The 19,552-nt window shown below is 64.9% G+C and carries 24 protein-coding genes; 10 read left to right on the top strand and 14 right to left on the bottom strand.

Annotation, left to right across the window (positions count from 1 at the left end; translation table 11 throughout):
- The first annotated feature begins 29 nt into the window (after positions 1-29).
- Positions 30-512 (top strand): peptide-methionine (R)-S-oxide reductase MsrB, encoded by a 483-nt coding sequence (msrB, locus tag ACW175_RS07715; RefSeq protein WP_492104009.1) that lies wholly within the window; start codon positions 30-32, stop codon positions 510-512.
- Positions 513-640: 128 nt separating this feature from the next.
- A complete protein-coding gene (locus ACW175_RS07710; protein ID WP_492104008.1) occupies positions 641-1,246 on the top strand; it encodes an alpha/beta hydrolase in 606 nt (201 codons plus the stop codon).
- Between the two features lie 872 nt (positions 1,247-2,118).
- Here the strand turns inward: ACW175_RS07710 and ACW175_RS07705 are convergent.
- On the bottom strand, positions 2,119-2,355 hold the full coding sequence (locus ACW175_RS07705; RefSeq protein WP_492104007.1) for a hypothetical protein: 237 nt from the start codon (positions 2,353-2,355) through the stop codon (positions 2,119-2,121).
- A gap of 115 nt (positions 2,356-2,470) precedes the next feature.
- On the opposite strand from ACW175_RS07705, the gene ACW175_RS07700 reads away from it, so the two are divergent.
- The 7 genes from ACW175_RS07700 to ACW175_RS07670 all read left to right on the top strand — a co-directional run bounded on the left by ACW175_RS07700 (position 2,471) and on the right by ACW175_RS07670 (position 5,836).
- Complete coding sequence (locus ACW175_RS07700) at positions 2,471-3,901, top strand: DUF4942 domain-containing protein (protein ID WP_492104006.1); 1,431 nt, start codon at positions 2,471-2,473, stop codon at positions 3,899-3,901.
- A 2-nt stretch (positions 3,902-3,903) separates the two neighbouring features.
- Entirely contained in the window at positions 3,904-4,185 is a 282-nt protein-coding gene (locus tag ACW175_RS07695; protein ID WP_492104005.1) for a hypothetical protein, read from the top strand.
- 43 nt (positions 4,186-4,228) lie between these two features.
- Positions 4,229-4,522, top strand: coding sequence for a hypothetical protein (locus ACW175_RS07690; protein WP_492104004.1), 294 nt, complete (start codon positions 4,229-4,231; stop codon positions 4,520-4,522).
- A 47-nt stretch (positions 4,523-4,569) separates the two neighbouring features.
- Positions 4,570-4,785 (top strand): hypothetical protein, encoded by a 216-nt coding sequence (locus ACW175_RS07685; protein WP_492104003.1) that lies wholly within the window; start codon positions 4,570-4,572, stop codon positions 4,783-4,785.
- A 290-nt stretch (positions 4,786-5,075) separates the two neighbouring features.
- Entirely contained in the window at positions 5,076-5,288 is a 213-nt protein-coding gene (locus ACW175_RS07680) for a hypothetical protein (protein WP_492104002.1), read from the top strand.
- A 21-nt stretch (positions 5,289-5,309) separates the two neighbouring features.
- A complete protein-coding gene (locus ACW175_RS07675) occupies positions 5,310-5,657 on the top strand; it encodes a hypothetical protein (protein ID WP_492104001.1) in 348 nt (115 codons plus the stop codon).
- Positions 5,654-5,836 carry a hypothetical protein gene (locus ACW175_RS07670; RefSeq protein ID WP_492104000.1) on the top strand — a complete coding sequence of 61 codons (183 nt, stop codon included), beginning with the start codon at positions 5,654-5,656 and terminating at the stop codon, positions 5,834-5,836. Before ACW175_RS07675 ends, ACW175_RS07670 begins: the two co-directional genes overlap by 4 nt.
- Positions 5,837-6,121: 285 nt before the next feature.
- Here the strand turns inward: ACW175_RS07670 and ACW175_RS07665 are convergent, their stop codons facing one another.
- The 10 genes from ACW175_RS07665 to ACW175_RS07620 all read right to left on the bottom strand — a co-directional run bounded on the left by ACW175_RS07665 (position 6,122) and on the right by ACW175_RS07620 (position 13,766).
- Complete coding sequence (locus ACW175_RS07665; RefSeq protein ID WP_492103999.1) at positions 6,122-6,520, bottom strand: hypothetical protein; 399 nt, start codon at positions 6,518-6,520, stop codon at positions 6,122-6,124.
- Positions 6,521-6,614: 94 nt separating this feature from the next.
- Entirely contained in the window at positions 6,615-7,154 is a 540-nt protein-coding gene (locus tag ACW175_RS07660; RefSeq protein WP_492103998.1) for a lysozyme, read from the bottom strand.
- Between the two features lie 26 nt (positions 7,155-7,180).
- Positions 7,181-8,368: a hypothetical protein gene (locus ACW175_RS07655; protein WP_492103997.1), complete on the bottom strand. Its 1,188-nt coding sequence runs from the start codon at positions 8,366-8,368 to the stop codon at positions 7,181-7,183.
- Positions 8,365-8,754, bottom strand: a complete 390-nt coding sequence (locus ACW175_RS07650) for a hypothetical protein (RefSeq protein ID WP_492103996.1) — start codon at positions 8,752-8,754, stop codon at positions 8,365-8,367. Before ACW175_RS07650 ends, ACW175_RS07655 begins: the two co-directional genes overlap by 4 nt.
- Positions 8,751-9,056: a hypothetical protein gene (locus ACW175_RS07645; RefSeq protein WP_492103995.1), complete on the bottom strand. Its 306-nt coding sequence runs from the start codon at positions 9,054-9,056 to the stop codon at positions 8,751-8,753. Before ACW175_RS07645 ends, ACW175_RS07650 begins: the two co-directional genes overlap by 4 nt.
- Before the next feature lie 159 nt (positions 9,057-9,215).
- Positions 9,216-11,351: a hypothetical protein gene (locus ACW175_RS07640; RefSeq protein WP_492105048.1), complete on the bottom strand. Its 2,136-nt coding sequence runs from the start codon at positions 11,349-11,351 to the stop codon at positions 9,216-9,218.
- A gap of 151 nt (positions 11,352-11,502) precedes the next feature.
- Entirely contained in the window at positions 11,503-11,742 is a 240-nt protein-coding gene (locus tag ACW175_RS07635; RefSeq protein WP_492103994.1) for a spike base protein, RCAP_Rcc01079 family, read from the bottom strand.
- Between the two features lie 204 nt (positions 11,743-11,946).
- Positions 11,947-12,294 (bottom strand): hypothetical protein, encoded by a 348-nt coding sequence (locus ACW175_RS07630; protein ID WP_492103993.1) that lies wholly within the window; start codon positions 12,292-12,294, stop codon positions 11,947-11,949.
- Positions 12,291-13,217 (bottom strand): KilA-N domain-containing protein, encoded by a 927-nt coding sequence (locus ACW175_RS07625; RefSeq protein ID WP_492103992.1) that lies wholly within the window; start codon positions 13,215-13,217, stop codon positions 12,291-12,293. The genes ACW175_RS07630 and ACW175_RS07625 overlap by 4 nt, the downstream gene beginning before the upstream one ends.
- A 276-nt stretch (positions 13,218-13,493) precedes the next feature.
- Positions 13,494-13,766, bottom strand: a complete 273-nt coding sequence (locus ACW175_RS07620) for a hypothetical protein (RefSeq protein WP_492103991.1) — start codon at positions 13,764-13,766, stop codon at positions 13,494-13,496.
- A gap of 80 nt (positions 13,767-13,846) precedes the next feature.
- Between ACW175_RS07620 and ACW175_RS07615 the strand changes: the two genes are divergently transcribed.
- Positions 13,847-14,050 carry a ribbon-helix-helix domain-containing protein gene (locus ACW175_RS07615; protein ID WP_492103990.1) on the top strand — a complete coding sequence of 68 codons (204 nt, stop codon included), beginning with the start codon at positions 13,847-13,849 and terminating at the stop codon, positions 14,048-14,050.
- 524 nt (positions 14,051-14,574) lie between these two features.
- Here the strand turns inward: ACW175_RS07615 and ACW175_RS07610 are convergent.
- The 3 genes from ACW175_RS07610 to ACW175_RS07600 are packed head-to-tail and all read right to left on the bottom strand — an operon-like array spanning position 14,575 to position 19,552.
- Positions 14,575-16,626 carry a hypothetical protein gene (locus ACW175_RS07610; RefSeq protein ID WP_492103989.1) on the bottom strand — a complete coding sequence of 684 codons (2,052 nt, stop codon included), beginning with the start codon at positions 16,624-16,626 and terminating at the stop codon, positions 14,575-14,577.
- Positions 16,623-18,407 (bottom strand): hypothetical protein, encoded by a 1,785-nt coding sequence (locus ACW175_RS07605; RefSeq protein WP_492103988.1) that lies wholly within the window; start codon positions 18,405-18,407, stop codon positions 16,623-16,625. Before ACW175_RS07605 ends, ACW175_RS07610 begins: the two co-directional genes overlap by 4 nt.
- Positions 18,404-19,552, bottom strand: coding sequence for a tail fiber domain-containing protein (locus ACW175_RS07600; protein WP_492103987.1), 1,149 nt, complete (start codon positions 19,550-19,552; stop codon positions 18,404-18,406). The genes ACW175_RS07605 and ACW175_RS07600 overlap by 4 nt, the downstream gene beginning before the upstream one ends.

The following is a 19,552-nucleotide window of genomic DNA, read 5'->3' as shown; positions in this document are numbered from 1 at the left end:
TCAACGCGTAAGCCCTTACATTGGCTGTCATGACAGACACAGCCACTCTTTCAACCGCCGGCTTCGACCTCACCGCGCCGACGGAAGCCGAACGCGAACGTCTGGAAGCCGACCTGACGGCCGAAGAGGCGCGAGTCCTTCTGCACCACGGCACCGAGGCCCCGTTCTGCGGCGGCCTGCTGGGCGAGAAGAACCCCGGCGTCTACGCCTGCCGCCTGTGCGGCCTGCCGCTGTTCAAGCACGAGACCAAATTCGAGAGCGGCACGGGCTGGCCCAGCTTCTACGCCCCGTTCGCCGAGGACCACGTGCTGGGCATTCGCGACGACTCGTACGGCATGGTCCGCATCGAGACCCGCTGCGCCCGCTGCGACAGCCACCAGGGCCACGTCTTCCCCGACGGCCCGGCCCCGACGCGCCTGCGCTACTGCATCAACTCGGTGTCGCTGCAATTCGTGAAGTCGGAGGATCCCCTGCCTGATCCGCTGCATCGCGGCGACAAGATCGCGGCGTAGGCGCCCACTTAAGAGCTGGGGCGAAACCATTGTCTCGCGCCAGCTTTTCTCAACTCCTATCGAATTGATATGAATTGTCGCGCGACGGCGGAATGGGGCATCTGCGTCGGGTAGCCAGAGTTGAGTTGATGACCCCAACGCCCTCCCTGTTCGAAGCGCGCCGCCGCGGCCGGGATGACCCGCCGATCCTGATCGTGCCGGGCCTCTACAACTCCGGTCCCGACCACTGGCAGAGCCATTGGGAGCGCGAGCTGCCCAACGCCCAGCGGGTCGAGCAACAGGATTGGGAGCGCCCCTTGCTGGGCGACTGGACCATCAGCCTGGCCGAGGCCATCCGCCAGAACCCCGGCGCGATCCTGGTCGCCCACAGCCTGGGCTGCGCCCTGATCTGCCACCTGGCCCAGGTGACCGGCGGACGCGGCGTCGGCGGCGCCATGCTGGTCGCCCCGGCCGACGTCAATCGCGAGGGTCCGGCCGGCCGCCTGCTGGTCGGCTTCTCCCCGATCCCCCGCCAACGCCTGCCCTTCCCCAGCCTGGTCGTGGCCAGCCGCGACGACCCCTATGTCGAGCTCGAACGCGCGGAGGCGTTTGCTCGCAGTTGGGGGTCGGAGTTTGTCGACGCCGGGCGCGCAGGACACATCAATGTGGAGTCCGGGCATGGGGCGTGGATGAAGGGGCGGACCCTGCTGCGGGGATTGATTCAGCGGGTGCAGGCGGCAGAGCGTCCCGCCTAGGCTTGCTCCATTCTCCCGCGCCCATTCCGTTCGCTTTCCAAGGCAACCACGATGCGCCCTCTCTCTTTGAGAGAGGGAATCTGAAGGCCGCCTAGGGTCGCGAACAGACAGAGTCTGCGGCGCGCTCCGTCATTTGGGCCGCAGCGCTTGTTGACGATTGGAGTTCGTTCGCAAGCTCGGCTTGGCTCCCCGCATTCGCGGGGATGAGGGGACAGATATTCGGCTTTGACAGAAGACAGTTGGTGCGGGCGGTCGGGGTCGAACCGACACTCCTTTCGGAACCGGATTTTGAGGGCGGTCCTTCCCGTTCAATATCAATGGCTTGCCGTTTCTATGCGTTGAGCGTGCGTTGCGGCTCGAAACCGTGCGCTTGACCAGCCGCGCCATGCCAACCAGAACGCCCCGAGAACATCGGAGCTTGTTGCCTGGCCGACGCCCTCACCCCCGCCACCTGCGCCCGCCTAGGCCATAGCGTGACCATCTGGTGCGTGGGTCGGTGTCATGGGCGGGGTCTGGATTGCTCAAGGCCTGGACCGTGGCGCGAGAGGACAATTCAGGATCTAGCCGAGGCCAGGGCGTTTCGGTGCTCTCGCTGCGGAGCGCCGGCCGGGTTTATCTCGGTCTCAGCGCATATGGTGAGCGAGGCGGTTTGGGCCTGGAGAAGGTGAGGGGGCGGCCCCTGGCGGTTGTCGGCTGATCAGGCCTACCCACCGTTTCTCCAGCGCTTGCCGCCCTCACATCCCCGGACTGGCCTACATGAACCTCCGACGCAAGCGTTGGGCTTCGGCCAATCCAGGGATTACGCGGGACTAGGTAGGTGTAAGCCCGAACACCATACCACAAAAGCAGAGTCGGGGAATCCCCTCCTGGCGCTAGGGCTTGGGCTTCTGGCGCTCGGCCTTGGCCTTGACCAGCCAGTCGGCGCGACCGGCATCGTCCAGGGCCTCCAGCGCGATGATCAGGGCGCGCAACTGCTGCGGCACGCCGCCCTGCCACTTCCCCCTGAGGCCTAGCGACAGATTGGTCGCAGTCATGCCGACGGCCACCGCCAGATCGCCCTGACTGATCCCGAGCGCCTTCACGCGCATCTGCCACGGCTCGCCGTCCATGGGATCCCGTAGCGCGTCGCATCGAGTCTCACAAATCGTATCTGTCACAGATAAATCCGGTTGCGGAAATCGCTGATGCAGATATTATCTCTGTAACGATGATTTGGAAAGCGCCATGAACGCGACCGCTTACGCCGAAGTGATGGATGACGAAGCGCCGGCCGCGCCGGGGACTGGCGTCATGCCGCGTTCGACCATCGCGCAGCTGGTTGGCGCACGCATCCAGGCGAACCGCGCCTATCTCGCTGCCTGGGACGCGATGAACGAAGCCCACCAGATGGCCAAGATTGCCGCGCCGTCGGGCACGTTTGATCTGCCATGGGTCGCCGGCGGCTCGCGCTACGGAAACGGCACGGTCGGGTTCGATAAGCCCGAGGAGTTCCGCGCCTACGTCGAGAAGGGACTGAACAAGAGCGTCTGGGATCACGTCATCCGGTCGACCAACCTTGATCAGCTAATGGATCGCCAGGAGCGCGACGCCTTCCGCGCCCAGCTCCAGGACAACCCGCCCGAAGCCACGGTTGAGAACATCGCCGCGACGGTCGAACGACTGGTCGGCGACTCCGACCTGATCTTCAAGCGCGGGATCGCGAACGTCTTCTCGAAGCTGGATCGCCGGTTCCGCTCACACGACGGGTTTAAGGTCGGGGCGCGGCTCGTCCTGTCGGGTGCGCTGAACGACGGCTTCTGGAACCACTACGCCAATCACGACGACAACCTTGTCGACATCGAGCGGACGTTCGCGATCCTGGACCGCAAGGAGCAGCCGAGCCGGGATGCGGGCATCGTGGGAGCCATCAACTCCGGGCGGCGCGGCTTCCGCCCACAGGCCTACGAGGTCTCGTCGCCGTACTTCCGCGCGAAGGTCTTCAAGAACGGCAACATCCACCTGTGGTTCGAGCGCGACGACCTTGTCGAGCAAGTGAACCTGCTGCTGGCGGAATACTACGGCGCCAACCTCGGCGTCGCGCCGGACGCGGCCGAGAAGAAGCACAGCTATGCGGTGACGCCCGCGAAGGACTTTGGCCTGTTCCCGAGCCCCGCCGCCGTGGTGGCGCGCGTGATCGAAGAGGCGCGTTTCCGGCAGGGTCCGCACCGGGTCCTTGAGCCGAGCGCTGGGCCTGGGGCAATCGCCCTTGCCGCTCTGAAGGACGGTAATCGCGTCACGTGCGTGGAGATCCAAGACGCCCTGGCCCAGCGGCTCGCCGTGTCCGGCCGGTTCGAGAAGGTCTTGAACGCCGACTTCCTGGCCGTCACCCCGGCCGCGCTCGGCAAGTTCACCCGCATCGTCATGAACCCGCCGTTCGACCGTGGCCGGGACATCGACCACGTGACCCACGCCGTGCAGTTCCTCGCCGACGACGGCGTGCTGGTCTCGGTGATGAGCGCAAGCACGGAATTCCGCGAAGACCGCAAGGCGCAGGACTTCCGCGCCATGGTCGAGCGCCGGGGCGGCTACTTCGTCGACCTGCCCGCCGGGTCCTTCGCTGAGAGCGGCACCTACGTGAACACCCTGCTCTGCGTCATCGGGCGCAAGCGGTACTAGCCATGAAGAAGCGCAACGCCTTTCAACACGCGATCCGGGGATGCGGATACGTCCCCGGCTATGGCGACCACCCCGGAACTGGCTTCATGGTCATGCTGGCCTTGATGGGCTTCGCGGCCGGCGCGTCGCGAAGCTGGGAGCGCGCCTTCGTCGGCGCCGTCCTCATGCTCGCGGTCTTCGGCCCGATGTACCTCTACGGCGCCTACGATCGCAGCCGCTTGGCCGACCGCCGCACCAAAGCGCTTGACGCGCTTGGCGCCCTGGACGGCGAGACCCTGCCCTAACCCCACCCCTATCGCGGCATCTGCAGATATGGAGAGACCACCGATGGCGACCAAGAATAACCCCGGCCATTTCGACTGCTACGCGAAGGCCGACCCCGACGAGCCGCTTTTCACGCTTCGGGCGAAGGACCCGCGCGCGCCTTACATGGTCGAGCTGTGGGCGCAGCTGGAGGACGGGCGCATCCACGATGCGGTGAAGACCTTCAGCGACATGGTCCAAGAGCAGCTTTACGGGCCGACCGACGATCTGCCGGAAAAGACCCAGGCCAAGTGCGCCGAGGCCGAGCAATGCGCCGAGGATATGCGGGCATGGTTCGACGAACACATCGGCCTGTGAGGGGCGAGATGGACGACGGCCAAGTCATTTGCGGCGGAGGACACCACATGAGCACGCGCATGACGAAAGCTAGGCTAGACCAGATCGGCTTCCAAGCCTTCAAGGCGTCGCTCGCCTACCAGAGCACACACCTCGGTCGCCGTGGCTTCATGTCGGATGAGGAATATTGGGCGGGGAACAACGACGTCCGGCTCCATTGGCGCGCCGTGGCTCAGGCGGTGCTTGATCACGCAGACGCCCCCACCAACACAAAGGCGGCTTAGGCCGTAGACCAACACAATCCAGCCCAGGCTGGGAGGAGAGAGAAGATGGCCTTCCAGAACTGGGACGCCCTATCCCGAGACCAGAAGATCGCCCGGCTGGCGCGTGGAAAGGGCGAGCTGCGCCGCTGCCCCGTGTGCTGGCGTGAGGTCCAGGTCGTTAAGGGCTACTGGTGCCAACACACTGATCAGCGCGGATGGGCTCCTAAGCAGCCGTTGCCGCAGTGCGCGAACGAGTTGCGCCCCGCCTAACCCCACCATCCCCGGCCCTAGCCGTACTAGACGAGGAACAGATGGCGATCCCGCCCGAAGACCTGCTCATCGAGCACATCCCGCTTCGCTCTCGCGAGCACCTGGGATCTCTGCACCTGAACGACGGTAAGCACGCCCTCCGGGTGACGCACATCCCGACCGGCCTGCGGGTCGAGATCCAACACGAGCGCGGCGGCGGGCACAAGATGCGCGACAAGGCTATCTCGATGATCGAATGGGGCCTTCTGGCCTAGCTCAACAGGGAGATAACGAGAATGGCTGAAGACGTGCGCGAGAACTGGGCGGTGACTGAATACGGCGTCGCCACGCCTGACGAGGTCGAGACGGCCCTGGGTTTGATCGGCATGGAGAACGCCGCCCTCTCCTACCGTGTCGGCGCGTGCTTCATGCGCGGAGCGGCCTTTGCGGCTCCCGTCGAGACGGATGGCGACCTCGCCGAGTGCGCCCGCGAGGTCGGGTGGATGCTCAGTCAGGTGGTCGAAAGCCTGCCGTGGGAGCGACGGGGCCACGCCGTCGCCGCGCTCCAGAAGCTGGGCGCCAAGCTCTGGGCTCAAGACCACGCCGAGGACAAGATTTGGTCGGCCGTGAAAGGCAACGCATGATCCGCATCACCACCACGTGGCGCAACGACAACCCGGACACAATCTGGAATCGCCTCGCCGCGCGCCTGGGTCGAGAGCCTACAGATGCAGAGGCAACGGCGGAAGTACGGCGCATCCTTGACGAGGCGGCTGTAGAGCGCGCCATGGCCGGGAAGATGCCGCATCAGCGCAGGGCCTAAACGACGAAAGCCCGCCCTAGCCGAAGCCAGGACGGGCCTTGATGTAGGCTCAAGCCGTAAAGCGAGCCGTCAGGGTGTCGGAGCCCCGGAGTGGATCGGCCCCGGCTACGGGGCGGTCATTTCGAACACCATGCGCGTATTCGTTTCAGGCGGTCGGTCTTGGCCTGGCTGTCGTTTCCGAAGGAGGCCAGCCAGCCGGTGTAACTGCCGACAGCTTGGCGCTCTTCGGGGGTCATGGGAGCCGGAAACCCGGCGCCGTCCGGCACGCGCGGCGCGTCCTGGACCTCAGCGGTCGCTTCGGGCGGACACCGCTTGGTCATCACCGACAGGTCGAGCTTCTTGCCCGACAAGGGAGCGCAGGCTGTCAGCGCCGACAAGGCCGCGAGAGCCGTCAGGGTTCGGAGGCGCATTGATAATCCTCTCGATGATGCGGCCCTTGGAAAGAGCCGCTTGGAAATTGGCGGTGCACGACGTTTGGAGCGCCTCGTAGGCGTCGGTCGCCTCGCCCGCCTCCTTGGCCCTCAGGCCCTCGCTGGCGGTCTTGGCGGAGGTCATTGCCACCAGATCGCGGCGGACGGCGGCAAGGTCAGCCCTGGCGTGGTCGAGGCGGACCTTCTGGATCCCGGCGAAACCGAGGACCAGGGCGATGACCGGAGCCCACCAGAAGCGGAGCAGCAGGCTCATCGGAACACCGCCACGGCCACCGCAGCGAAGACCGCTATGCCAGCCCAGAAGATCCCAAGGACGCGCGCGGCGGATTTCTCTTCATGGGTCATGGTCAGGCCTTCCCACCGAGGAAGACGGCCCTTTCCGCTTCGCGACGGTTGACCAGGCCCGGCAGCGTCTTGCCGCCGGCCTTGACCCACATGCGGAAGGCGTCGGCCGCGCCGGTCAGGTCGCCGGCCAGGAACTTCCGGCGCACGGTCGAGTCGGCGAAGTCTGCTACACCGCCGATCTCGCCGACGCCGATGTTGTAGGCCAGGCTCACCATGGCGCCGAGTTGCGCGTCGGTGGGAGAGCGGCCGGGTAGCAGGCGCACGATCTTGTCGCAGACCTCTTGCGCGACCTGGCGCAACAGCTCGTCGGCGTCGGAGCGGCCCATGCCGTTAGGCCAGCGGGCGAGATAGATCCGGCTGGCAAGGGCCTTGTCCGTCACCGGCTTGCCCTTCTCGAATAGGGCGTAACCCCAGCCAACGGTATAGATCCCGATCGGGTCGGCCTGGGGCTCCAGGATGGCGGTCTTCTTGTCGCCGTCGTGCAGGCCCTCGAAGCGCTGGATAAGCGCAAGGGCGCACGCCGGTACCGGGCGCATGGACATCGGGCAGTCCTTTCGATGTAGTGGGGTTAGGCGGCCAGCATCGCGGCCGAAACGGTGTAGCGCTCGACCTCACCAAACTCGGCGTGATAGGCGACGGCGCGCGTGTCCCTCAGGGCTCGATAGCCCTTTGACGCGTGGTAGGGGTCTTTTGGCGCCAGGGTGCGCAGGCTCTCGACGCGTACGCCCTGGACCTCCTTGACCACGTCGTGATGGATATGGCCGGTCGTGATGTATCGGAAGCTCGTCGCGCCCCAGTCCTCCGGCCGATCGACGGCCATGAGAAGCGGCAGGGCGTCCATCTTGACCTTGTCGCCGTGGTGGGCGCCCAGGAGGTTCTTGCCAAACCGCAGATAGCGGAACACGGCCGGGCCGAGGTCGATGACAACGCGCGGCTCGCGCTCGAAGTGGAACCCCAGGGCGATCTTGATAGCCTCGGCGGCGTCTTCATCGTGGTTGCCGCGAAGGAACCAGACGTGGACGGTCTTGTGGTGCTCCAGCGCCCTCTCGATGACGTACTGCCAGGCCCTGGCGCATCGCAGCAGGGCATAGGCGAAGCCGCGCTTGTCCACGTCAAGGCGGTGCTTGTGCCCCGGCGTGAGGGCTGAACTGTCGTTGGCGTGCATGGCGTCGCCGATGACCTCGACGATGCAGATTTCCGTCGGCGGGGCGACGGCGATGAGCCGATCAATGCCGGCGCGGGTCAGGCGGTCGGCCTCGTCGATGTCGAACTCGTCGCCTCCAGCCTCCGGGCCTGACGCCATGCCGAAGTGTGGATCTCCAAACTTGTAGGAGACGAGCATGTCGCTCATGAGGTAGCGCGGCGCGGGGATCAACGGGGCCTTGCCGCGGATCGGCTCGCACAGCTCGGCGACGAACTTACGCACCGCCTCCAGGGCTTCGCCCTGCTCTGGATGCTGGCGCTCCCAAACCCGCTCGACGCCGCCCGGCCCGCGCTGGATGGTCACCTTGCCCATCGCGAAGCCTGGCGCGACGCCATCGTCGAAGTGGCCCGGCGCGCGGCCAAGAGCAGCCAGCTTCTTCTTGGCAGCGTGGTATTGTTCGTGAACGGCGTTGTTGGCGACACCGAGCGCCCGGGATGCGGCTTGCTGGCTACCATACTTGTCGATGGCCTGTAGGATCTCCCACTGCCGGGCTGTCAGGTGCTCTTGGTTCTCGGGAACCAGCAAACCCTTGACGTCGGTCGTGGGGTTCATGCCTTCGCCTCCGGGGTAATCGTCACACTGCCCTCAACGTGGGCCTTGGTGGTCTCTGGCTCGTCGTCGTGGCTGAAGTCGCCCGTGAAGCCCGCCTTGCTGGCGTTGATCTTGAGGTTGATGTCGAAGGTCGAGACGATGGCGGCCAGAACCCCAACCCCGGCGAAGCAAACGGCCGCGAAGAGAATTTCTAGCCGCTGATGTTCCGTACCTGGACGCCAGCCGAAGCGAACGGCTGCGACCACTGCGAGGAACAAAGCGGTGATCGCGATCCCGGCCCCCAGGCGCGTCCACTCCTTGAGCGGCGCCCGGTTGAGCATGGCGGTGAAGGCGCGAGAGATCAGGTTCGGCGGTTGCGGTCCGACGCGGCGGGTGAAGCCCATCATTTCGTCGCCCTCGCTCTTGGCGCCGGACGCGTGTCCTTGGCGTCCAACTTGCCCTCGATGCGATTAAGGGTGGTGATCGTCGTGCCAGAGCGCTCCGTCAGAACCGCCAGGTCGACCTCGATCGAGCCCACCCGCTGCTCGGTCCCCATGTGCCGGTCTTCACAGGCGCGGACCCTGCCCTTCAGCTCTTCCATTGCCGATTGCTGGCTCGTGACCAGTTGGCGAAGAGCGCCATACCCCGCCGCCCCGCCAAGGACCGTGATCCCAAGTGCGCACGCGGAAACCCAGAATGAAGCGTCCATCGCCCCTCCTTTCGTTTGACTCTAGCTGTGCTGTGAGGAGGGATGTCGCGGCCTAGCGCTAGGCGCCGCCTGTCCATCGGACGGTTGGCTCGGGCGGTGCGGCAAACACCGTCCGAGCCTGATAGGAGACCCTGCTAGATGGATCAGGGGTGTGGGGGTCTAGTACTGGTTACCAGCGCCGCCGGTCGTGCCTTGGCGCTTCCAGCTCCCCGACGCGGTTCCGACGCAGACGAAGACGCCAGCTCCACAGGCTCCATCGGTGCCGTTGTTGGCCGCAGCGTTGTTGTTGTAGATCATCGCTCCGTCCGTCCGCGCCAGCTTGGTGATGTCCGCCCGCATCTCGGCGCTGAAGGTTGAGATGGTCGCGCCAGTGTTGGTGATGCTGAGCGTATTCAGCGCCCCAGTCGTCACGTCCTCGATCCCGCGCACCGTCACCTTCGTGGTCCCGACGTTGGAGGTGAGGCTTCCCAGGCCTGACGTGTTGTAACCGTTCACGCCGTCGACGTTGATCAGCGCGGGGTGAGTGTCAAAGCGGAACAAGGTGCTGCCCTTGTGCAGGGTGTTATCCTTGAACGAGACGCACGTGTTGAGGCCTGAATAGGCCGCCGACGTCACGACGCCGCCTTCGTAACGGACAAACCCGTTAATCAGGCCCTCGCCGTAGTTCCGATGAATTCGGAGCGAAAGCGGCATGGCCGAACCGCCCTGAACGAGGAAGAGATTCGCACGCAGCCCCGGATCAGCCGGCCCTTTTCCTTCGATGATGCGGTTATCTTCGAACGTCCAGACGCCTTCCGCAACGGCGCTATAGACCAAAGTCGCGAGGGCCGGGACCTCCCCGGTCGGCACCACGCTCCGCGACGTGAACTTGTTGCGCCGGAAAGTGACGTCCTTGAACTTGTAGACGTCGGAGCCCGAAGTGGTCGCTGTCCCTTGCAGGATCACCGGATTGAAGAACTCGCCGGCCAGACCTTGATAGTCGCAGTCTTCGAAGGTCAGGCCCTCGACATAACCGGCCGCGCCGTCGATCGTCATCGGGTCCGCGAAGGCCCAGAGCATGCACTTGGTCGCCGCGTGGGTGGCCTGCCCAACCAGGCGACGGACGGTGATGTTCTTGTGCGACGCGCCCCTGCTACCGAACAGCCGGATCGGCTCCTGTTCCTGCTCTTGGGGATAGATGGCGTCGAATAGGATGTACGTCTGATCACGCGTGCCGGGGTCACTGGGCGCATGGATCAGGATGTTGTCGCTGTTGGAGGTGCCTGTCCCGAACATGTTGTCGACGCACGAGCCACGGCAATCACGCCACTCCACGTCGTTCATGGGCCCGACGCTGGTGAAGCCATCCGAGGCGGTGAAATCGAACTCGATGTTATGGCCTCGCACGCCGCTACAGGCCTGCAAGAAGCCGGCGTATTTACCCCCGGCCATCGTCTTGTATTTGCCGCTCACCGTGAGCCGATTGACGTTCAAGAACAGGTTCGAACAGGTGTGGAGAGCCCCGCCCGTGCCCGTCCCGCTCTCGAACCAACCATCAATCTTCACGTCGAAAGTCGCATAGGTTTTCGCCGCCGCCGAAGCCGCGTCGCTGCGCACGTCGGCATAGGTGTAGGTGGTCGGGGTCGCTGTTAGGACCAGCCACAGGCCGGCATAAGTGGCGCTATCCAGGACGGTTACGATCGAGCCGGGGCGGAAGCGATGGCCGGCTTGGGTCACGGTACAGACGCCCGAGGCGCGGACGATCGCTGCCGCTTCCGCGCCCAGCAGGGGCGTAACACGGACGTCTTGCGTGTAGGTCCCGTCGCTGGCCGGCAGTTGCGCCGAGACCGTGCGGATATAGAGGCTCTCGCCATTTGCCGAGGTCAGCTTGAACTTCGCCGACGCGCCCGCCACCGACACGCCAGCGCCGTAACTGTCGCCAGGCGCACGATACGACATCGTGAGGGCCTCGCCGGCCTTCACTAAGCGCAGCGTACCCACGCCGCTCGCTGATCGGGTGTCGTGGCACAGAGGAATGACCGGAACGATGTGAGCGCCAGCCAACTCGGCGTTGCCGGTGCGCAGAACCGCTTTCCGGTAGGTAGCGCTGAATTGCTTAACCTTGACGCCGCGTTGGACGGTGAGCGAACTGCTCGACCCGATCACCAAGGTATCGTCGATGTAGATCACGTCGCCCGGCGCAGCCGCAAGCTCACACGCACCGCCCCTGTCCAGCAGCGCCTGAATCCGCGCACTATTGGTGGTGGCAGCAGCGGTGCTGTTGGCAGTCGGGTAGATGATGTTCAGGGCGGCCATCAGGCGACAGCTCCATAGAGGCGGACGCCTTCGAAATCGAAGACGGGGTTACCTTCAAAATCGGTCAGCCAAGCGAAGCCAGCAGGCGCCCCACCACCCTTTCCAGGGGAGAGGCCGAGGCCCAAGCCGAGGGTCAGAACCAGGCCGGCCATCAAGGGATGAACCCGACCATGTTGGTGGCTGTCGTGCCGGTGGTCTTCACGCCTCGGCAGGCCAGAGGGATGATCGACCCGGCGGGAACAGCGGTGAACGTGACGTCGTTGCCCACGGTCGTAGTGATCACGACGTCGCCAGCTACGCCCACATAGATGCCAGCATAGCCCTTGTTGGGCGCTGACGACGTCACGATCGCCTCCGCGTCGGATGGAATAAGGTCATTGCGATGCGTCATGGCTTGGCTCCATGGGAAAGGCCCCCGGCTGTTGCTCGGGGGTGAGGTGTGGAAGGGGGCTGCTAGCAGCCTGCCGCGCGCGCAACGCCAAGCGCCCGCGCAGAGGCGGGCGAAGGTTCAGCGATTTCGGGGATTTCGGATTTTGCGCCACGGTGGCGCGAAAGAGGCGGGCTCGCGGTTGTAGAGACCGTCCGCCCGATAGGTCTAGTTGATCGCGTCGCTCACGGCCGACAGCCTAGCAATCAGCGTAGTGGCAGCGGTCGGCGGGATTGCGCAGTCAAGAATTTGGTCTGGCACGAAGCCGCGTAAGCCATCTCTCACGCGATCAACGAGAACTTCGACAAACCCTTCAGGTAGGGGGTGCGGCCGTTCACCGAGACCTTCCCAAAGGCGGCCAAGGATCACCTCAGCGATAAAGGTGGCGACAGCAAGCCTTCCGGCCTCGGACAGGCTGAGGTCAGCCATGTCCAAGGCCGCCTGAACCGCTGCCGCCTCGCTTTCTCCCGTCTGGCGAGCCAGTGAACGCGCCTTGAAGACGTGCGCGGGCGTCATAGGCTGCTCTTTCGCTTTGAAACGACCAGTCGAAGGATGCCCTGCCCGCGCATTTCCTGCGCCCGCATCAGGATCGCTTCCTTGCCGCCATCGAGCAGCCAGTCGCGGCAGACGCGCTCGTCGAAGACGTAGGCCCGGCTGCGGCCCAACTTCGCCCGCCGGACGGCAATGCACCGCTCGGCATGGACGAGGCGGAGACGATCCGAAACCCAGCGGGACAAACGGCGAAGGCCTTTCATGTCCGTCAGCCCCGCCATTTCGATGACTTCACCGGCCGTCAGGTCCGGGACGATGGCCATCTGCATCTCGGCGAACTTCCGTTCGACAAGGAGGGCGACGGTCTGATCCAGCCTTGGCGACAGAGCGACAGCCTTTTCGATGCCAGTGACCTTGTGGAGGTTCATCTTCTCCATGCCACTGACCCGCGACAGGGTTTCCTTGATCGCCGTCACGTCTGATCGCAGGGTCGCGAGTTCGTCGTCGTAATCGATGGCGCCGCCGCTGGCCATTTGCTCCATCCGGCCACGCACAACCACGTTCGTCCAGATATGGAACTCGTGGGACAGGTAGCGGGCGTACGAGATCGCTAGATGCCAGTGACCCCATGTGCCGGGAGTGCGCCCGCCGCGAACGGTCTTGATGATCTCATTGTGGGATTTCCCCACATTGAGCGCGACAGCCTCGGCGAAGCCTTCCGCTTTCGGCGTGCGCAGCCATTGCGCCGGACTTTGGTTATCGGGCGAACCCGATGCCTTCCACATATCCGTGAGCGACAGCATTTCGCCCCGCTCGTGAATGCCTACGCCGTTGAACTGAAGCGGCACCAGCTCATTGGCCGGTGCCTGGGTCACGCCGGGCTCGGCGCGGTGTTGGTAGTTGCCCTTGTCTTCCTCGCGCTTGACGCGCCGGGGGTTGGCCATCATAGGCTCCGCATGCTTGGACGCCGATGGGCTCAGCATGCCCACCAGCTTAAAAGCGAAAGGGGCCACGGTAATTGCCCTAGGAAGCGAACCGTGGCCCCGCCTGCGTTGCTGACCCGCAAGCATCCCCTTTCAGGGAATTTCAGTGGCTCGCCGCGTCACGCGGCCAGGGCCTTTCGATTCGTCTTTCCGCCGCTTCGCTGCGAATTGGAAGGGGATCGGCCTGTTAATAAGTCGAGGATCGTAGGAACCTGTGGCTTAGGGAACACTACGTGAATGCTATCCGGCTTGGGTCTTCAGCGGCGCGGCGATCCACTCGGCGGCGATCTTGACGATGCTCTGGCGCTCGGCGTTACCGGCGGCGCGGTCGTACATCTTCTGAAACCGGCTATAGAGCGCCAGACGAGCCTTGACCGGCATCGAGGTCACGATCGCGGCGATGATGACGCTGCTGACCTCGTGCGGCGTGGGTTCGCGGATTTCAACCGGCGGGCTCGCAGGGCGTCGAAATTGCAGCACGTTGCTGGTATAGGCAGGCGCAGCCTGGGACATCGGAACTCATCCTTCCGGTTTCTTGGTTAGGGGCGGTTGAGCGCGCCAACGCTCTTCCGCTCCGGCCAGACTGTGGTACCATGGACGCCATGACCGTGCAACCACAATCACGAAAGAAGCCCGGACCGCCCGCTACCGGCAAAGGTACGCCGGTGCAGGTCCGCCTTCAGCCCATCCTCCTTGCTAAGGTCGACGCCTGGGTGAAGAAGCACCACACCACTCGCCCCGAGGCTGTTCGCGCCATCATTGAGGCCGCCGACGCTCTGGGCGCCCTCGATGACTAGCCCTCTCGCCTTCCGCTGAAGTTGTGGCATAGTCTCGCGCCATGAGAGCCCTGACGTCCACCATCGCCGCCCTTCTCATTCCGGCGGCGGCCGTCGCCCAGACTACGCGCTGTCAGGAAAGCCCGATTGGCGGTGTAGTTTGCCGCACCGACCAACGGGAAAACCGAGATTGCTCCGTCGGCGGGATTTCCGCCGTCGCAATGGGCTGCACTCGTGGAGAGATCGCCCAGGCCAAGCAGACCGCTGATAACCGGAAGACTGTCGGTAGCCTTATCGCCGACGGGAAATGCGAAGAGGCCCGGAATTTTGCGCTCCGGTCCGGAGACCTTGATTTAGCTGAGCGGACAGCTCGCCTCTGTTCAGCGGGGCGGAAGTGAAGCCGCCTCCCCGGACCATTGATGCTGAAGTCGAGGTAATCGAGCTTTCCCCCCTTCAGCGAAAACCGAAGCCCCCCGTTACCGATGCGCCGTTCGAAGTGGTCGGCGGCCCAACGCCGCCGAACATAGTCGACAAGCTTCAGGCCTTTATGGAGCGCCGGCCATGGACGTGGTGGCTGATTGTGGGCTTGGCGGCGTTGGGCGCGCGACCGCACCACTGAGCCCAAGCCATTCAGGTACTTGGAACCGGACGACGCGATGGGCCGCTTTCGCCCCGATGCGGTTGGTCAGATAGCTCACCGCTTCATCAACCCGAGACGGGTCTATAGACGCTTCTATAATGCGCTGGGCGTCGCGGTCAGAAAGCCCCATCGACTTCAACCAATCAGCAGCAACGTTCAGGCGCTCTGACCAACCGCCGGTGACCGCCCTGGCGACCTGGGCGCCACGCTGCAGGCCCTCATTGAGCCGTTCGCCGTCGGCCGTCAGAACCGAGGTTCGTGAGCCCGCGCGAGGCGCGATGTCAGCAGCGTTGCGGACACGAGATTCCTCCAGACGCATGGCGCTTTCAAGACTACGAGCACGCTCGGGACCGGCCAAGGCCTCGGTGCGCATTTGTTGCTCGGGCGCCATAGCGATTTGCCGCGCAACGCCGGGAGCGGAGCCGATGCTCTCACCGGACTTGCGCTCGATCGCTCGCCGGGCTGCCGCTAGGGCGAGTTCGCGCTCCTGATCGCCTAGACCGGATGCCTGCTGCGTGAATTCGTCCGTGTTCCGCGTCAGGAGGTTCTCGCCCACCTCGGCAGCGTCCACCAGACGACTTCCGGCCTCGTAACCGCGCAGGGCATCATCGTAGCCGGGCACCTGCTGGCGTGCATTATCGCGGAGGGCACGTCCCAAGTTGTTGAAGCTCGCCGCATCGAACTTTGCGCCTTGGCTGGCCGCCGTCGTGGCTTTGTCAAAGAGGGCTTCGCTGATGTGCTGAGCCATGCCGATCGTGATGTCCGAGCCGCCGGCAGGGTTGTCGATGACATCGTCGGCGAGTCTGTTCAGGCGAGCGGCTATGGCGCGGTCGTCCGGGTTGATCGATCGCGCGGCTCGCGCGGCGGCCGCACGTATCGCGTCTCGCCCATCGGTCGTGCGAAGGGCCATGATGCTGTTTTCATCCAGGCCGATAGGCTCCTGACGCACCGCGCCAAAGGCATTATCCGCTTGCCGGCCGCGCTGCGCAGTCATGTCGGTCCGGATTTGGTCCGGCGTGCGCGGATCGTTAGACAGCACCCGCCGGGCCTGCTGGCTCATGCGCGATGGAAGATCGATAGCCCGAGCGTCGGCATAGTTCGTTACCATCTGCCGGCCAGGCGTCTGGCGGACACCGGCCGCTCGGATCGTGCCTCGCGCCGAATCGTCAACCACGTCCGCCAAGGTCGGTCGAATACCAGCCGCCTCGAACTCTCCTCGCCGCTGGGTGATTGCTTGCGGGTCCTGCCCCTTCATGACCCGCTCGTACACGGGGTCACGCGTGGAAAGCCCCTTTGGACGCAGCGAGACACGAGCCTGAGCCAAACCGCCGCCAAACAGCCCGCCCGCCATGCGCGCGATGTCTTGACCGCGCTGGCCGAAGCCCATTCCGGCAGCAGCATCGACTGACCCTTGCGCCGCCAGGCCAGGAATGACCGTGTTGGCAACTCTGGCGGGCACTGATCCGGGAGCGAGGAGCGCTGGCGTCATCTGCCCGATAGACTGGGCATAGCGCCCAGGCGTCGTCTGCGGAACGTGGTATTTTCCGGTCAGGGTTTGAACGACGCGGTTGAGGTCTTCCGTCGCAGGTGCGCCTGTCAGCCCAGTCCGAAGGCCCGGCACGTTGGCCGATGCGAAGGGCTGTCGCTTCTTTTGCGGCGCGCCTCGCACGGCGTTGATCAAGTTCTCGACGTTGTCCGCCATGCCAACGGCGGTATCCAATAATGCTGCGCCCGGCCTGGACTGCGAGATCGTTCCGGCCAGTCCGGTGGCGCCCTGCATCGTACCAGTTTTGAAGGACTTGATCACGTCGTCCAGCATGCTTGAGCGCTTAGTCGCCGCCGCCTTCGGCTGGGCCGGCGGCGGCGCGTCGAAGCGGTCGAACGGGTTGGCGCTATTCGCCGGCGCACTCTTTGGCATGGCGGGAACGGCGTCAAACTGGTCGAACGGGTTGCTCATCGGCCGAGTACCTTTTGCGCTGCGCCAGGGCCGTACTTCTGATCAAAGGCCGCTCGCTGGCCTGGGTTGGCCTTCAGATATTGAACCGCTGCCGCAGGTGGCGCGGCGAAGCGCGGCACGGCGCGAGGCTTGGCCGGTGCTGGAGCGGATGCTGTGGCCGGGCTGGCTTGGCCGCCCATCGGCCGATAGCCGCTGTCCGCTCCGTAGGTCATCTCCATCTCACCCGTGGTATTCACGTATTGCTGGCGGAGGCCCTGCAACTTTTTAATCGCCACCTCGGCCGTATCTGTTTGACTCGGGATGAATGGCTTGAGGATCGGGGTCTCGGCTGCCGTAACCGCCGCGCCGGAACGGTCGTGGCGGATCAGACTGCCAATGTTGGCCACTGCGGCGCGAACCGGTACACCCTTGGTGTCGAAACGCTGTGTGATAGCCTCCGGCGCGTAGTTCTTCAGCCCCATCGCCTCCGGATGTTGTCGGAGAAGCGCGATGGCCTGATCGATCTGGCTCATCGCAGCGCGGTTGCCGACGATGCCCTCTTGGATTTTGACCGGGACAGGCTTCAACGCCGCACCCGTGCCCGTGATGGGCGTGATCGTACCGTCAGGGCGCATCTGCGCCGGCACGTCGGCCGGGATGCCGTATTTGGCCTTCTCTTCCGCAGTGGCGGGGCGCACCTGGGCTTTCGGCGCGCCCTGAAACAGCACCTGGGCGCCGCTGTTCGCCGTCGCGCTTGCCGCCTGCTGCTGCGCGACGGCCGGCGTACCGCCACCCTCGACCGCGAACATCACCGGCAGGATCTTAGAGCGAACCTGCGGGTCGGTCAGATCAAGCGGCTGGCCTGGCGCGAACCCGGTTTGCTTGGCGACCGTGGCGATATAGGCCGCCGTGTCGTTTCCGTCGGTCGGCGGGGCGTACTTGGCGACTAGGCCCTCGATCGTGTTGATGCCGTGCAGCTTCTGTTGGTTCTGCAGGTTGATGTCGGCGGCACGGATGCCGGCCTCGGGCGTGGCGAACTGAAGGAAACCATCGCCGTCCTTGCCCGTCATGCCCTGCCACTGGTCACCGCTGTCGCGCAGATTGCCGGGATTGTTGTTGCGCTGCGCCCTGCCCGCGCCACTACCGGACGCCGAGGGTGCTGCGGGCGCGCCGGGAGCCCCGCCAGCGCCCGGAAGCGCCACCAGCGACTGGTTCTCGCCGACGGTCTGATAGACGGGCTTGGTGGCGACCATGCGCGCGGTTTGGTCCGCGAAAGACGGCGGGGCGGTGAAGATGCTGCGGACGCCCTGAGGCTTGGGCCGAGCCGGCGGGGCGGCGTCCTCGCGGCGGGTTCCGTAGATGTCGACAGTCGACGCAGGCTTGAAGCCCTCAAGCGGCTCGATCTGCGGCGCCTCATTGCCTGGAACGGCCACAAGATTGTCGCCCACGACCCGGGTTTGGTCGGGGTGCGCGAACTCGCCGCCGGAATAGACGACCGAGTCCGCGCCCAGGGTCTGCGGCTTCAAGAAGTCAGCCAGGGCCTTCGCGCCCTCGACCGGGTTGACCCGCATCAAGACGCGGATCTGGGCCGGCACGCCGGTGCGCTGAGCGTACTCGTCGTTCAGCTCCACGTCGGCCTTAGTCTTGGCCCGGTCCGAGAAAGCGTTCTTGAGCTTGAACGCCGCTACCGGGTCGTCGCCCAGCGCCGCGCTCGCGATGAGCGCCTTGTCGCGAAACGACATCCCTGTGCTCGGGTTGACCTGACTTGCCCACTTTTGATAGCCGCCAAACAGCCCCATCAAGCAGCCTCCAACTTGGCGTAGTCGACCATGAGATAGCCTGACGGGTGGATCGAAACCGCGTGAGGATCGCTGATGGCGATTTCCTGGGCGATGTGCCCGGTATGCTTAATTCCAGGGGCGTCCCAAAGGTAGGCAAACGTCACGATGCGGCGGCCGGCGGCGTCGTGGCCCACCGTCTCTATTTCTCGCTTCAGGCGCACATCCGACGCGGCCGCCAGACCCGCCGCAGCCTGCGCGGCCTTGATGAAATCGATGCTGCTGGTCTTGGTTTCCGAGGTACCGCTAGAGGTTCCCGCCGACGTGCCCGCAGACGTACCCGTCGTGTCCGTCGTGCCCGTGCTCGGGATCAGGCCCAATGCTTGGTTGATCAGCTGCTGGATGGTCAGCGGGCGATCCTGCTGATCCTTGTATTGGGCGTAGTCCTGGGTCGCCAGGTTGCCGAGCAGGCCGGCGCGGGTGGCCGCTGCGGATTGGTTCGAAGTCTGCGCCGTCTGGTTGTTGCCGATGTTGGTCTCGTAGGACCGATTGGCGGCTTCAGCGTCAGCAGCCCGGCGCGCGGCGTCAATCTGGGCCTGTAGAGCAGAGGCCGAATTGGTCTGGGCAGCATCGGCCGCCGCGAGTTGTGCGGCTTGCGTGAAGCCAGCCTGGCGGAGCGCCGCGACCGTCGTGTTGGTGTTGCGGTCGTAGGCCTCATTGGTCAGCGAGTCCGCAACGCCATGACGCGATCCACCGAAAGCGCCGGCCGCTGTGGCTTTCGCTGCGTCGGTCATTCCCGCGATCTGCCGTGCCCGCTCGATGTCGGCCGTAGCGTTGTCGACGACCTGGGTCTCGTACGGGTTGAAGTAGTTTGTCAGGCCCTCGTAGCCCTTCGCGGTCGGCGCCACCGTTGTCGCCTTCTGACTGTCTGGGACGTAGGTCAACGCCTTGACGTCTGGGATCGCCGCCGCAGCGGTCTGAGCTGAAGTCAGGCCGGTCCCCGTGTAGGGCGTGTAGGCGGCCGTGAGGCCTTTGGCCGCGTCGATATTGTCGTACAGCGCCCCGGAGAGCCGGGGATCAAGAGACGTCGTGGAGGTGCCGGCGTTGGTGGCGCTTTGCGTGGCGGTTTGCTCCGCCGTGGTCTTGGTCTTGCTCTTACCCTTGCTCAT

The organism is Caulobacter sp. FV1ye6ST, from assembly GCF_058681225.1.
The sequence above is the reverse complement of the archived record's forward strand: the minus strand, read 5'-3'. Positions and strand labels throughout refer to the sequence as shown.

Excerpts from the sequence above, each read along its gene's own strand:
- msrB (WP_492104009.1), top strand. The coding sequence starts at position 30 with ATGACAGACACAGCCACTCTTTCAACCGCCGGCTTCGACCTCACCGCG.
- ACW175_RS07710 (WP_492104008.1), top strand. The coding sequence starts at position 641 with ATGACCCCAACGCCCTCCCTGTTCGAAGCGCGCCGCCGCGGCCGGGAT.
- ACW175_RS07705 (WP_492104007.1), bottom strand. The coding sequence starts at position 2,355 with ATGGACGGCGAGCCGTGGCAGATGCGCGTGAAGGCGCTCGGGATCAGT.
- ACW175_RS07700 (WP_492104006.1), top strand. The coding sequence starts at position 2,471 with ATGAACGCGACCGCTTACGCCGAAGTGATGGATGACGAAGCGCCGGCC.
- ACW175_RS07695 (WP_492104005.1), top strand. The coding sequence starts at position 3,904 with ATGAAGAAGCGCAACGCCTTTCAACACGCGATCCGGGGATGCGGATAC.
- ACW175_RS07690 (WP_492104004.1), top strand. The coding sequence starts at position 4,229 with ATGGCGACCAAGAATAACCCCGGCCATTTCGACTGCTACGCGAAGGCC.
- ACW175_RS07685 (WP_492104003.1), top strand. The coding sequence starts at position 4,570 with ATGAGCACGCGCATGACGAAAGCTAGGCTAGACCAGATCGGCTTCCAA.
- ACW175_RS07680 (WP_492104002.1), top strand. The coding sequence starts at position 5,076 with ATGGCGATCCCGCCCGAAGACCTGCTCATCGAGCACATCCCGCTTCGC.
- ACW175_RS07675 (WP_492104001.1), top strand. The coding sequence starts at position 5,310 with ATGGCTGAAGACGTGCGCGAGAACTGGGCGGTGACTGAATACGGCGTC.
- ACW175_RS07670 (WP_492104000.1), top strand. The coding sequence starts at position 5,654 with ATGATCCGCATCACCACCACGTGGCGCAACGACAACCCGGACACAATC.
- ACW175_RS07665 (WP_492103999.1), bottom strand. The coding sequence starts at position 6,520 with ATGAGCCTGCTGCTCCGCTTCTGGTGGGCTCCGGTCATCGCCCTGGTC.
- ACW175_RS07660 (WP_492103998.1), bottom strand. The coding sequence starts at position 7,154 with ATGTCCATGCGCCCGGTACCGGCGTGCGCCCTTGCGCTTATCCAGCGC.
- ACW175_RS07655 (WP_492103997.1), bottom strand. The coding sequence starts at position 8,368 with ATGAACCCCACGACCGACGTCAAGGGTTTGCTGGTTCCCGAGAACCAA.
- ACW175_RS07650 (WP_492103996.1), bottom strand. The coding sequence starts at position 8,754 with ATGATGGGCTTCACCCGCCGCGTCGGACCGCAACCGCCGAACCTGATC.
- ACW175_RS07645 (WP_492103995.1), bottom strand. The coding sequence starts at position 9,056 with ATGGACGCTTCATTCTGGGTTTCCGCGTGCGCACTTGGGATCACGGTC.
- ACW175_RS07640 (WP_492105048.1), bottom strand. The coding sequence starts at position 11,351 with ATGGCCGCCCTGAACATCATCTACCCGACTGCCAACAGCACCGCTGCT.
- ACW175_RS07635 (WP_492103994.1), bottom strand. The coding sequence starts at position 11,742 with ATGACGCATCGCAATGACCTTATTCCATCCGACGCGGAGGCGATCGTG.
- ACW175_RS07630 (WP_492103993.1), bottom strand. The coding sequence starts at position 12,294 with ATGACGCCCGCGCACGTCTTCAAGGCGCGTTCACTGGCTCGCCAGACG.
- ACW175_RS07625 (WP_492103992.1), bottom strand. The coding sequence starts at position 13,217 with ATGATGGCCAACCCCCGGCGCGTCAAGCGCGAGGAAGACAAGGGCAAC.
- ACW175_RS07620 (WP_492103991.1), bottom strand. The coding sequence starts at position 13,766 with ATGTCCCAGGCTGCGCCTGCCTATACCAGCAACGTGCTGCAATTTCGA.
- ACW175_RS07615 (WP_492103990.1), top strand. The coding sequence starts at position 13,847 with ATGGACGCCATGACCGTGCAACCACAATCACGAAAGAAGCCCGGACCG.
- ACW175_RS07610 (WP_492103989.1), bottom strand. The coding sequence starts at position 16,626 with ATGAGCAACCCGTTCGACCAGTTTGACGCCGTTCCCGCCATGCCAAAG.
- ACW175_RS07600 (WP_492103987.1), bottom strand. The coding sequence starts at position 19,552 with ATGAGCAAGGGTAAGAGCAAGACCAAGACCACGGCGGAGCAAACCGCC.